Raw genomic sequence first — 13,313 nt, 5'->3', positions numbered from 1 at the left:
TCATATGCCGGAAGGACCGGAAATTCGCCGGGCGGCGGATGCACTGGCGGCGGCGGTGATCGACCAGCCGCTGACCGAAGTCGGTTTTGCCTTTCCCCAGCTTAAACACTACCGCGACCGGTTAATCGGTGAGCGTATTATCGCTATTGAGCCGCGAGGTAAGGCACTATTGACCCACTTTTCCAACGGACTGACGCTGTATAGCCATAACCAATTGTATGGCGTATGGAAGGTGGTGAAAGCGGGGGAGACGCCGGAAACCAAGCGGGATCTGCGCGTGCGACTGGAAACGGCGGAGCGGGCGATTTTGCTGTACAGCGCCTCGGAGATTACCGTCGGGCCGCGTGAAGAAATAGAACAGCACCCGTTCCTACAGCGTATCGGCCCCGACGTGCTGGATATGACGTTAACGACGATGGCGGTAGAACAGCGGCTGTTATCGCCGGCGTTTCGCCGCAGGCAACTGGGCGGCATGTTGCTCGATCAGGCATTTCTTGCCGGGTTGGGCAATTATCTGCGGGCTGAAATTCTCTGGCAGGCTGAACTGGCACCTCAACATAAGCCACAGGATCTGGAACCTGATGTTTTACAGCGACTGGCGGAGGTGTTGCTGGCGGTGCCTCGTTTGTCTTACCAGACGCGCGGGCAAGTGGATGAAAACCGCCACCACGGCGCGTTGTTCAGTTTTAAGGTGTTCCATCGCAGTGGCGAACCTTGCGAGCGATGCGGTGCGATGATCGAGCGCACGACGCTGTCTTCACGACCCTTTTATTGGTGCCTGGGTTGTCAGAAATAGGTTATTCAATGTTTCCCTCACCCCGCCCCTCTTCCTGGGGATAGGGCAAAAAAAACGCCGTCCAAGGGGACGGCGTTTTGCTGCTTTATGTAGGGTAAAGCGGCGTTATTGGTTTTTCAGTTGGGACTTGAAATCACGCTCGGCATAGCCGGTGTACAACTGACGCGGACGGGCAATCTTGATGCCTTCGTCATGCATTTCGTTCCAGTGCGCAATCCAGCCGATGGTACGGGCGATGGCAAAGATAACGGTGAACATGGAAGAAGGAATACCCATCGCCTTCAGGATGATGCCTGAGTAGAAGTCGACGTTCGGGTACAGTTTCTTCTCGATGAAGTACGGGTCGTTCAGCGCGATGTGTTCCAGCTCCATCGCCACTTCCAACAGGTTGTCATCTTTCTTGTTCAGTTCTTTCAGCACTTCGTGACAGGTTTCACGCATCACGGTGGCGCGTGGGTCATAGTTCTTGTACACGCGGTGGCCGAAGCCCATCAGACGGAACGAGTCGTTCTTGTCTTTGGCGCGCTTGATGAACTCAGGGATGTGCTCAACGGTCTTGATCTCTTCCAGCATCTTCAGTGCGGCTTCGTTGGCGCCGCCGTGTGCCGGCCCCCACAGAGAAGCGATACCGGCAGCGATACAGGCAAACGGGTTAGCGCCTGAAGAGCCTGCGGTACGTACGGTGGAAGTGGAAGCATTTTGCTCGTGGTCTGCGTGCAGGATCAGGATACGATCCATCGCGCGTTCCAGCACTGGGTTCACCACGTATTCTTCACACGGGGTGGCGAACATCATATGCAGGAAGTTACCGGCGTAGGACAGGTCGTTACGCGGATAAACGAACGGCTGACCCAGCGAATATTTGTAACACATGGCCGCCACGGTAGGCATTTTGGACAGCAGGCGGAACGCGGTGATCTCGCGGTGACGCTCGTTGTTGACGTCCAATGCATCGTGGTAGAACGCCGCCAGGGCGCCGGTCACACCGCACAGTACGGCCATTGGGTGTGAGTCACGACGGAAGCCACGGAACAGATGGGTGATCTGGTCGTGGATCATGGTGTGACGTGTCACGGTAGTTTTGAAGGTTTCAAACTCTTCTGCGGTCGGGGTCTCGCCGTACAGCAGGATGTAGCACACTTCCAGATAGGAAGACTCTTTCGCCAACTGTTCGATCGGGAAGCCGCGGTGCAGCAGTACGCCTTTATCACCGTCAATGAAGGTGATTTTGGATTCGCAGGAAGCGGTAGAGGTAAAGCCGGGATCAAACGTGAAATAACCTTTGGAGCCCAGGGCGCGGACATCAAGGACATCGGGGCCCAGTGTCGGGGTCAATACGCCCAGTTCGATTGGAGCTTCACCATCATTAATGGTTAGCGTCGCTTTCTTATCAGTCATTTACAGTCTCCTTTGCGCCTTATTTTAAAAACCTCTAACAACTGAAATACCTTAATTCTCCTCAGGTTGCCCGCAAAAAATGGAGCGGACGCTAACTCTGTGAGCGACTGCGCAAATGCGCGGGTAGGGTACAGAGTGCTAACCAGGCGAACGAGGCGGGTGACCAGTTGTTAACGATTCATCGGAATTCGTTATGTTCTGTTAATCTTACCTACGACGTGTTCGGGGGTGGTTGAACCTATCCCAATAGGTTGTTTTATATGCCTTGTTTGTGCTTATCTGCGGCAATGTGCTGCAAATATGACCGGCAAAAACCGCCATTGGGATAGGCTCTTTCAAATACACTGTTGCATATCTTGAACATCGGGGGAAGTGTATCTGCTGACCTATAGCGCATCATAGGGCCGTTTGTGCCCCTATATGTAATGGAATTGTTGATCTCTTGTCAAATCAGATAATTAATTTTGTGCCAATTGTGAAATCCGTGATCTAAATCACTGTTCGGGGGAAATGTTACCAAAGGGATTGTATGGGAATTGTAATCAGAATGTGATCCTCCTATACTGCCGCCAGGTCTCCGGGATACCCTGAAGTAGGAGCACCCAGCGTTATAACTACGCGCCGTTTAAGCACAGAGGATGTTGTTGTTTGAGCGCGTGACGTGTGAGGGTTTTGGCTCTTAACGCTGTCTGATCCCCGCCCAGGCCGGAGGAAGGAAAATAATAAGAGCTGTGTGGGCAAAAACGTGAAAAAACAAAGACCTGTCAACCTGGATCTGCAAACGATTCAGTTTCCCGTAACTGCGATAGCGTCCATCTTACATCGAGTCTCTGGCGTAATTACCTTCGTTGCCGTGGGTATCCTCCTCTGGCTGCTGGGCCTGTCACTCTCTTCCCAAGAGGGTTTCATGCAGGCTGCTGCCATCATGAATAGCTTCGTTGTCAAATTCATATTCTGGGGCATCCTCACTGCGCTGGCCTATCACATTTGCGGTGGCATTCGCCATTTGTTAATGGATTTTGGCTATATCGAAGAGAGTTTAGCCGCCGGTACCCGTTCTGCCCAGGTGGCGATCGGTCTGACCGTCGTGCTGTCAGTTCTGGCTGGAGTCCTCGTATGGTAAACAATGTTTCTGCATTAGGACGCAACGGCGTACACGATTGGTTGTTATTGCGTGCTTCCGCTATCGTCATCACCCTGTATGTTCTGTATATCCTGGGCTTCTTCGTCACGGCTCCGGATCTCACCTACGAAATCTGGCGTGGCTTCTTCGCCACCTCTATTACGAAAGTGTTCACGCTGCTGACGCTGCTGTCGATTCTGGCTCATGCCTGGATTGGTTTGTGGCAGGTGCTGACGGATTACGTCAAGCCGGTAGCGGTACGTCTGGTGTTGCAACTGGCGATCGTTGTCGTGTTGCTGGTCTATTTACTGTACGGAACAATCGTAGTGTGGGGTGCGTAAGATGAAACTGCCGGTCAGAGAGTTTGATGCTGTAGTTATCGGTGCAGGCGGTGCAGGTATGCGCGCGGCACTGCAAATTTCTCAAACGGGCTCTACCTGTGCCCTCTTGTCCAAAGTATTCCCGACCCGTTCCCATACCGTGTCTGCGCAGGGCGGCATTACCGTAGCCCTGGGTAATAACCACGAAGATAACTGGGAATGGCATATGTATGACACGGTGAAAGGTTCCGATTATATCGGTGACCAGGACGCCATTGAGTATATGTGTAAAACCGGCCCGGAAGCGGTTCTGGAGCTGGAGCACATGGGGCTGCCGTTCTCCCGTACCGAAGAAGGCCGCATCTATCAGCGCCCATTCGGCGGCCAGTCACTGAACTTCGGTGGCGAGCAGGCGGCACGTACCGCGGCAGCGGCTGACCGTACCGGTCACGCCCTGTTGCATACCCTGTATCAACAGAACCTGAAAAACCACACCACCATCTTCTCCGAGTGGTATGCGCTGGATCTGGTGAAAAACCAGGATGGCGCGGTGGTCGGCACCACGGCTATCTGCATCGAAACCGGTGAAGTGGTTTACTTCAAAGCCAAAGCCACCGTGCTGGCGACCGGCGGTGCAGGCCGTATTTACCAGTCCACCACCAACGCCCATATCAACACCGGTGACGGTGTCGGCATGGCGCTGCGCGCCGGCGTGCCGGTGCAGGACATGGAAATGTGGCAGTTCCACCCGACCGGTATCGCCGGTGCCGGGGTACTGGTAACTGAAGGCTGTCGTGGTGAAGGCGGTTACCTGCTGAATAAACACGGCGAGCGTTTCATGGAGCGCTATGCGCCGAACGCCAAAGACCTGGCGGGCCGTGATGTGGTCGCCCGTTCGATCATGATTGAAATCCGCGAAGGCCGTGGTTGTGACGGTCCGTGGGGCCCACACGTCAAGCTGAAGCTGGATCACCTGGGTAAAGAGGTGCTGGAATCCCGCCTGCCGGGCATTCTGGAACTGTCGCGCACCTTCGCACACGTCGATCCAGTCAAAGAACCTATCCCGGTTATCCCAACCTGCCACTACATGATGGGCGGTATTCCGACCAAAGTGACCGGCCAGGCGTTGACGGTGAACGAGAAAGGTGAAGACGTAGTGATCCCGGGGCTTTTCGCCGTAGGCGAAATTGCCTGCGTATCGGTACACGGCGCCAACCGTCTGGGCGGCAACTCGCTGCTGGACCTGGTGGTGTTTGGCCGTGCCGCCGGCATGCATCTGCACGAATCTCTGGCAGAGCAGGGCGAAAGCCGTGATGCCAGCGAATCCGATGTGGAAGCGTCGCTGGATCGTCTGAACCGCTGGAACAACACCCGTTCAGGTGAAGATCCGGTTGAAATCCGCAAGGCACTGCAAGCCTGTATGCAGCACAACTTCTCGGTATTCCGTGAAGGTGATGCGATGGCGAAAGGGCTGGAAGAGCTGAAAGAGATCCGTGAACGTCTGAAGAATGCACGTCTGGACGATACCTCCAGCGAATTCAACACCCAGCGCATCGAATGCCTGGAGTTGGATAACCTGATGGAGACCGCGTTTTCCACCGCCGTGTCGGCAAACTACCGTACCGAGAGCCGTGGCGCACACAGCCGCTTCGACTTCCCGGAACGTGATGATGCCAACTGGCTGTGTCACTCGCTGTATCAGCCGCAATCGGAAAGCATGACGCGTCGTGAAGTGAACATGCAACCGAAGCTGCGCCCGGCATTCCCGCCGAAAGTGCGTTCTTACTAATTGCGGAGATCGATTGATGAAACTCGAATTTTCAATTTATCGCTACAATCCGGATGTTGACGACGCTCCGCACATGCAGGACTACAGCCTGGAAGCGGAAGAAGGTCGCGACATGATGTTGCTGGATGCGTTGATCCAGCTGAAAGAAAAAGATCCAAGCCTGTCGTTCCGTCGTTCTTGCCGTGAAGGCGTATGTGGTTCCGATGGGATCAACATGAACGGTAAAAACGGCCTGGCCTGCATCACTCCGGTGTCGTCGCTGACCAAAGGCAACAAAAAGATTGTGATCCGTCCGTTGCCGGGCTTGCCGGTGGTGCGCGATCTGGTGGTTGATATGGGTCAGTTCTATACCCAGTATGAAAAGATCAAGCCTTTCCTGCAGAACGACGGCAAGAACCCGCCGGCGCGTGAGCACCTGCAATCGCCGGAAGATCGTGCCAAGCTGGATGGTCTGTACGAGTGCATTTTATGCGCTTGTTGTTCGACCTCTTGCCCGTCATTCTGGTGGAACCCTGACAAGTTTATCGGCCCGGCTGGCCTGTTGGCGGCGTACCGCTTCCTGATTGACAGCCGTGACACGGAAACGGAAGAACGTTTAGACGATCTGGACGACGCTTTCAGTGTTTTCCGCTGCCATAGCATTATGAATTGTGTCAGTGTATGTCCTAAGGGCTTGAATCCGACGCGTGCAATCGGTCATATCAAGTCTATGCTGCTGCAACGCGGGGCATAAGTGGAATGAGATGCTGCGCCGGGCAGTTTCCGGCGCACATCACAAAGGAGGGAACCTCTAAAAACTGACCCGCGGCTGCGGCGCTAAGCAGCCTGGTTCGCCCGCCGGTTTTTAGAGGTTCCTTGTAAGGGACCGCAAGGTCCATAGCAGAACGTACCGAGCCTTTCTTTTGGCTAAAAGTACGTCGAGTGAACCGTTTCTACGGCAAACCGTATCCATCACGGTAATTATGTTAACCACGGCGAAAACTAAAGCTTCAAAGCTTAAGGGATCATGATGCAGAACGGCGCAATGAAGGCCTGGCTGGATTCCTCCTATCTGGCGGGCGCGAACCAGTCTTACATAGAACAGCTCTATGAAGACTTCTTAACCGATCCGGGCTCCGTTGAAGATAGCTGGCGTTCCATTTTTCAACAGCTACCAACCGCGGGTGTAAAACCCGATCAGCTTCACTCTCAAACGCGTGACTACTTCCGCCGCCTGGCGAAAGACTCCGCGCGTTACAACACCACCATCAACGATCCAGACACCGACGCCAAACAGGTCAAGGTACTGCAGCTGATTAACGCCTTCCGTTTTCGCGGACATCAGCATGCCAACCTCGATCCGCTCGGTCTGTGGCAGCGTGAGCAAGTTCCTGACCTTGAACCTGCCTACCACAACCTGACCGACGCCGACTTCCAGGAAACCTTTAACGTGGGTTCTTTCGCCATCGGCAAAGAAACCATGAAGCTGGGTGACCTGTACGCTGCGTTGAAACAGACCTACTGCGGCTCGATCGGTGCGGAATACATGCACATCACCAATACCGAAGAGAAACGCTGGATCCAGCAGCGTATCGAGTCGGTGGTGGGGCACGCCAGCTTTACCAATGACGAGAAACGCCGTTTCCTGAACGAGCTGACCGCAGCGGAAGGCCTGGAACGCTATCTCGGCGCTAAATTCCCAGGGGCAAAACGCTTCTCGCTGGAAGGCGGCGATGCGCTGGTGCCAATGCTGAAAGAGATGGTGCGCCACGCCGGTAAGAACGGTACGCGCGAAGTGGTGTTGGGCATGGCCCACCGCGGCCGTCTGAACGTGTTGATCAACGTGCTGGGTAAAAAACCTGCCGACCTGTTCGACGAGTTTGCCGGCAAACATAAAGAACACCTCGGCACCGGTGACGTGAAATATCACCAGGGCTTCTCCTCCGACGTAGAAACCGAAGGCGGCATGGTTCACCTGGCGCTGGCGTTTAACCCGTCGCACCTGGAGATCGTCAGCCCGGTGGTTATGGGTTCTGTACGTGCCCGTCGCGATCGTCTTGACGAAGCGCGCAGCAACATGGTACTGCCAATCACCATCCACGGTGACGCCGCTATTACCGGCCAGGGCGTGGTTCAGGAAACCCTGAACATGTCGCAGGCTCGCGGTTACGAAGTGGGTGGTACGGTACGTATCGTGATCAACAACCAGGTTGGTTTCACCACCTCCAACCCGTTGGATGCGCGTTCTACCGAATACTGTACTGACATCGCCAAGATGGTGCAGTCGCCGATCTTCCACGTCAATGCTGACGATCCGGAAGCGGTGGCCTTTGTGACCCGTCTGGCGTTGGATTTCCGTAACACCTTCAAACGTGACGTGATGATCGATCTGGTCTGCTACCGTCGCCATGGGCATAACGAGGCCGATGAGCCAAGTGCAACCCAGCCGGTGATGTACCAGAAGATCAAAAAACACCCGACACCGCGCAAGCTTTATGCTGACGTTCTGACCGAACAAAAAGTCGCCAGCCTGGAAGATGCCACGGAAATGGTCAACCTGTACCGTGATGCGCTCGACCGCGGCGAATGCGTGGTCGAAGAATGGCGTCCGATGAACCTGCATACCTTTACCTGGTCGCCGTACCTTAACCACGAGTGGGACGAAGAGTACCCAAGCAAGGTTGAGATGAAGCGCCTGCAGGAACTGGCTCGTCGCATCAGCACTGCGCCGGAAGCGATCGAAATGCAGTCACGCGTAGCGAAAATCTACGGTGACCGCGCAGAGATGGCTGCAGGCAACAAAGCGTTTGACTGGGGCGCAGCGGAAACGCTGGCTTACGCCACTCTGGTTGATGAAGGCATTCCGATTCGTCTGTCCGGTGAAGATGCCGGTCGCGGCACCTTCTTCCACCGTCATGCGGTAGTGCACAACCAGAAAAACGGTTCAGTCTATGTACCGTTGGCCAATGTCCACAGCGGGCAGGGCGAGTTCAAAGTTTGGGACTCGGTGCTGTCTGAAGAAGCTGTACTGGCGTTCGAATATGGCTACGCCACCGCAGAACCGCGCACCCTGACCATCTGGGAAGCGCAGTTCGGTGACTTCGCTAACGGCGCTCAGGTGGTGATCGACCAGTTCATCAGCTCCGGCGAGCAGAAATGGGGCCGTATGTGCGGTCTGGTAATGCTGCTACCGCACGGTTACGAAGGTCAGGGCCCAGAGCACTCCTCTGCGCGTCTGGAACGTTACCTGCAGCTGTGTGCTGAGCAGAATATGCAGGTGTGCATCCCGTCCACCCCGGCACAGGTTTACCACATGCTGCGTCGTCAGGCGCTGCGCGGTATGCGCCGTCCGTTGGTGGTGATGTCACCGAAATCTCTGCTGCGTCATCCGCTGGCGACTTCTTCGCTCGACGAACTGGCTAATGGCACCTTTATGCCGGCGATTGGCGAGATCGACGATCTGGATCCGAAAGCGGTTAAACGCGTGGTGATGTGCTCAGGTAAGGTCTATTTCGATCTGCTGGAACAACGCCGCAAGAACGACCAGAAAGACGTGGCCATCATCCGTATTGAGCAACTGTACCCGTTCCCGCATCAGGCCCTTCAGGCGGTGCTGGAGAAGTATGCTCACGTGCATGATTTCGTCTGGTGTCAGGAAGAGCCGCTGAACCAGGGTGCCTGGTACTGCAGCCAACACAACTTCCGTGAAGTGGTGCCGTTCGGGGCTTCTTTACGTTACGCCGGACGTCCAGCCTCTGCCTCACCGGCAGTCGGTTATATGTCCGTACACCAGAAGCAGCAACAGGCTCTGGTTAATGACGCGCTGAATATTGTTAAAGATTAAGGGAAAGCTAAATGAGTAGCGTAGATATTCTGGTTCCTGACCTTCCTGAATCGGTTGCCGATGCGACCGTAGCCACCTGGCACAAGAAACCAGGTGACAGCGTCCAGCGTGACGAAGTTCTGGTTGAAATCGAAACTGACAAAGTTGTGCTGGAAGTCCCGGCCAGCGAAGCAGGCATTCTTGATGCGATCCTGGAAGAAGAGGGCGCCACCGTGCTTTCTCGTCAGATCCTCGGCCGTATTCGTCCGGGCGACAGCTCCGGCAAGCCGACTCAAGAGAAAAGTCAGGCTAAAGAATCCACTCCGGCCCAGCGTGCTACCGCCAGCCTGGAAGAAGAGAGCAACGACGCACTCAGCCCGGCTATCCGTCGCCTGATTGCCGAACACGATCTCGATGCTGCCGCCATTAAAGGCAGCGGTGTGGGTGGTCGTATCACTCGCGAAGACGTGGAAGCGCACCTGGCTAACGGCAAAAAAGCCGACAAGCCTGCTGCCGCCGCCGTTGAAGCCGCACCGCAGCCCGCTCTGGGTGGTCGCAGTGAAAAACGCGTCCCTATGACCCGTCTGCGCAAGCGCGTAGCCGAGCGCCTGTTGGAAGCGAAGAACAGCACTGCGATGCTGACCACCTTCAACGAAATCAACATGCAGCCGATCATGGACCTGCGCAAGCAGTACGGTGAAGCCTTCGAAAAACGCCACGGTGTTCGTCTGGGCTTTATGTCCTTCTACATCAAAGCGGTAGTTGAAGCACTGAAACGCTTCCCGGAAGTGAACGCGTCTATCGACGGCACCGACGTGGTGTACCACAACTACTTCGATATCAGCATTGCGGTTTCTACTCCACGTGGCCTGGTAACCCCGGTCCTGCGTGATGTAGACAGCATGGGCATGGCAGATATCGAGAAGAAAATCAAAGAGCTGGCAGTCAAAGGCCGTGACGGCAAATTGACTGTGGAAGAGCTGACCGGCGGTAACTTCACCATTACCAACGGTGGCGTATTCGGTTCACTGATGTCTACCCCGATCATCAACCCACCGCAAAGCGCCATCCTGGGCATGCATGCCATTAAAGATCGCCCAATGGCGGTGAAAGGCCAGGTTGTGATCTTGCCGATGATGTATCTGGCTCTGTCTTACGATCACCGCCTGATCGACGGTAAAGAATCCGTCAGTTACCTGGTGACGGTAAAAGATATGCTGGAAGATCCAACTCGTCTGCTGCTGGACGTATAACCCTGATGGGCGCGGTACGCTGCGCCCACACTCTGTGCTATGTGGCCGACTAAAGTCATGCGGTTTTCCGCCCAAATGGCTCGGCTAAAACCTTCAGAACTGAATGGATAGAACATCATGAATTTACACGAATATCAGGCAAAACAGCTGTTTGCTCGGTATGGCATGCCGGCACCAACCGGTTATGCCTGTACCACACCGCGTGAAGCAGAAGAAGCTGCATCCAAAATCGGCTCCGGCCCGTGGGTGGTAAAATGTCAGGTTCATGCTGGCGGTCGCGGTAAAGCTGGCGGCGTTAAAGTGGTTAACAGCAAGGAAGACATCCGTGCTTTCGCTGAAGCCTGGCTGGGCAAGCGTCTGGTGACTTACCAGACTGACGCGCTGGGCCAACCGGTTCACCAGATCCTGGTAGAAGCGGCGACCGACATTGATAAAGAACTGTATCTGGGCGCGGTAGTTGACCGTGCCAGCCGTCGCGTGGTGTTCATGGCATCCACCGAGGGTGGCGTTGAAATCGAGAAAGTTGCGGAAGAAACCCCGGAACTGATCCACAAAATGACCATCGATCCACTGGCAGGCCCACAGCCTTACCAGGGCCGTGAGCTGGCCTTCAAACTGGGTCTGACCGGCAAGCAAGTTGGCCAGTTCGCCAAGATCTTCATGGGCCTGGCGACCTTGTTCCTGGAACGTGACCTGGCAATGGTTGAGATCAACCCGCTGGTGGTGACCAAGCAGGGCGATCTGATCTGTCTGGACGGCAAACTGGGCGCTGACGGCAACGCCCTGTTCCGCCAGCCTGAGCTGCGTGAAATGCGTGACCTTTCTCAGGAAGATGAGCGTGAATCCCGTGCGGCACAGTGGGAGCTGAACTACGTTGCTCTCGACGGCAACATCGGTTGCATGGTTAACGGCGCAGGCCTGGCGATGGGTACCATGGACATCGTTAAACTGCACGGTGGCGAGCCAGCCAACTTCCTCGACGTGGGCGGTGGTGCAACCAAAGAGCGCGTGACCGAAGCCTTCAAAATCATCCTGTCTGACGATAAGGTGAAAGCGGTTCTGGTTAACATTTTCGGTGGTATCGTGCGTTGCGACCTGATCGCTGACGGTATCATTGGCGCAGTAGCCGAAGTGGGCGTTAACGTCCCGGTGGTGGTGCGTCTGGAAGGGAATAACGCCGAGCTGGGCGCCAAGAAACTGGCGGACAGCGGTCTGAATATCATTGCTGCGACCAGCCTGACTGATGCGGCTCAGCAAGTTGTTGCGGCAGTGGGGAGCAAATAATGTCCATTTTAATCGATAAGAACACCAAAGTAATTTGTCAGGGTTTCACCGGTAGCCAAGGGACTTTCCACTCCGAGCAAGCCATCGCTTACGGCACCAAAATGGTCGGTGGCGTAACGCCGGGCAAAGGCGGTACTGAGCACCTGGGCCTGCCAGTGTTCAACACCGTGCGTGAAGCGGTAGAAGCGACTGGCGCAACTGCGTCTGTTATCTACGTACCGGCACCGTTCTGCAAAGACTCCATTTTGGAAGCTATCGATGCAGGCATCAAACTGATCATCACCATCACCGAAGGCATCCCGACGCTGGATATGCTGACCGTGAAAGTGAAGCTGGATGAAGCCGGCGTGCGCATGATTGGCCCGAACTGCCCAGGTGTTATCACCCCGGGCGAGTGCAAAATCGGCATCATGCCTGGCCACATCCACCTGCCAGGCAAAGTGGGTATCGTTTCCCGCTCTGGTACCCTGACCTACGAAGCGGTGAAACAAACCACCGATACCGGGCTGGGCCAGTCTACCTGTGTGGGCATCGGCGGCGACCCAATCCCAGGCTCCAACTTTATCGATATCCTGAAGCTGTTCCAGGAAGATCCGCAGACCGAAGCGATCGTGATGATCGGTGAGATCGGCGGTAGCGCGGAAGAAGAAGCCGCAGCTTACATCAAAGAACACGTGACTAAGCCAGTGGTTGGCTATATCGCGGGTGTTACCGCGCCTAAAGGCAAACGTATGGGCCATGCCGGCGCCATCATTGCCGGCGGTAAAGGCACAGCAGACGAGAAGTTTGCGGCGCTGGAAGCGGCAGGGGTTAAAACCGTACGCAGCCTGGCTGACATCGGCGAGGCAGTAAAAGCGGTTCTGAATCGCTAATTTATTACCGGCAGTAACCCTTTTAGAAGCAGGGCCAGGCAATTTGTCTGGCCCTGTTTTTTTTTGCCCGTCGGAGGGCTGGCCGGGCATCAATGTGGTCGTGGTGGGGATTAGCGGCGTCAATTAAGCAGGAAAGGGGATAAGGCAGGCGTATTTAAGCGCTGCTTTATCGATAATAATTCTTTTTATTGCCTATAATTATCAGAGTAAAAAAATAAGCTAAGCTTGTCCTATTGGTAGGTTAATAAACGTTAACATCATTCACACTCAAGACTTCATTTAAATACAGCTATCCATTAAATATCACATCTATTTAACACAAAAATCACCTAAAGAGACTACGAAACCATTGCGTAACATAACCACAAGATAATTATGAGAAATTGTGAGCTGAATCTGGAAATAAAATCCAGATAGGCTTAAATTGTTTCAGATCAAATTACGCCTGAATACCTCTTTGGGGGAAAATTTGACCTGTAACCCAAAGTCTAACCCACATCACGTAAAAACCTATTTATTGTGTGGGATTGGTCGAGTATCATCCATGCTGAATATGGATGGTTGAACTTGTTGCATTTGTTACCCGTTGTCGGTTTTCAGTGGTGTGTTTAGTGCACTGGCCAGTATGGCCCGCGTCGAATGCATGGTTGAAAGCGGAGAAGCTGGATCAAATTTT

10 protein-coding genes are annotated in these 13,313 nt (G+C 54.6%); 9 read left to right on the top strand and 1 reads right to left on the bottom strand.

All coding sequences use genetic code 11. The features are described 5' to 3' along the window. Positions 1-4: 4 nt before the first annotated feature. Complete coding sequence (gene nei, locus F8R23_RS11440; protein WP_129938568.1) at positions 5-796, top strand: endonuclease VIII; 792 nt, start codon at positions 5-7, stop codon at positions 794-796. 105 nt (positions 797-901) lie between these two features. Here the strand turns inward: nei and F8R23_RS11435 are convergent, their stop codons facing one another. Then, complete coding sequence (locus F8R23_RS11435) at positions 902-2,194, bottom strand: citrate synthase (RefSeq protein ID WP_085115611.1); 1,293 nt, start codon at positions 2,192-2,194, stop codon at positions 902-904. A 733-nt stretch (positions 2,195-2,927) separates the two neighbouring features. On the opposite strand from F8R23_RS11435, the gene sdhC reads away from it, so the two are divergent. The 8 genes from sdhC (at position 2,928) to sucD (ending at position 12,637) form a co-directional block, all read left to right on the top strand. Then, positions 2,928-3,317: a succinate dehydrogenase cytochrome b556 subunit gene (sdhC, locus tag F8R23_RS11430; RefSeq protein ID WP_004949747.1), complete on the top strand. Its 390-nt coding sequence runs from the start codon at positions 2,928-2,930 to the stop codon at positions 3,315-3,317. Beyond that, a complete protein-coding gene (gene sdhD, locus F8R23_RS11425; RefSeq protein ID WP_012005699.1) occupies positions 3,311-3,658 on the top strand; it encodes a succinate dehydrogenase membrane anchor subunit in 348 nt (115 codons plus the stop codon). Before sdhC ends, sdhD begins: the two co-directional genes overlap by 7 nt. 1 nt (position 3,659) lies before the next feature. Further along, entirely contained in the window at positions 3,660-5,426 is a 1,767-nt protein-coding gene (gene sdhA / locus F8R23_RS11420) for a succinate dehydrogenase flavoprotein subunit (protein WP_085115612.1), read from the top strand. 16 nt (positions 5,427-5,442) lie between these two features. Next, entirely contained in the window at positions 5,443-6,159 is a 717-nt protein-coding gene (locus tag F8R23_RS11415; protein ID WP_112350067.1) for a succinate dehydrogenase iron-sulfur subunit, read from the top strand. Positions 6,160-6,435: 276 nt separating this feature from the next. Then, entirely contained in the window at positions 6,436-9,249 is a 2,814-nt protein-coding gene (gene sucA, locus F8R23_RS11410) for a 2-oxoglutarate dehydrogenase E1 component (RefSeq protein WP_085115613.1), read from the top strand. A gap of 11 nt (positions 9,250-9,260) precedes the next feature. Further along, positions 9,261-10,481, top strand: a complete 1,221-nt coding sequence (odhB, locus tag F8R23_RS11405; protein ID WP_129935756.1) for a 2-oxoglutarate dehydrogenase complex dihydrolipoyllysine-residue succinyltransferase — start codon at positions 9,261-9,263, stop codon at positions 10,479-10,481. Positions 10,482-10,598: 117 nt separating this feature from the next. After that, positions 10,599-11,765, top strand: coding sequence for an ADP-forming succinate--CoA ligase subunit beta (sucC, locus tag F8R23_RS11400; RefSeq protein WP_012005704.1), 1,167 nt, complete (start codon positions 10,599-10,601; stop codon positions 11,763-11,765). Next, positions 11,765-12,637, top strand: coding sequence for a succinate--CoA ligase subunit alpha (sucD, locus tag F8R23_RS11395; protein WP_012005705.1), 873 nt, complete (start codon positions 11,765-11,767; stop codon positions 12,635-12,637). The genes sucC and sucD overlap by 1 nt, the downstream gene beginning before the upstream one ends. Positions 12,638-13,313 lie beyond the last annotated feature (676 nt).

This window comes from Serratia proteamaculans (assembly GCF_008830365.1).
GTDB classification, from domain to species: domain Bacteria; phylum Pseudomonadota; class Gammaproteobacteria; order Enterobacterales; family Enterobacteriaceae; genus Serratia; species Serratia proteamaculans.
This window is presented reverse-complemented; position numbering and strand designations above follow the sequence as displayed.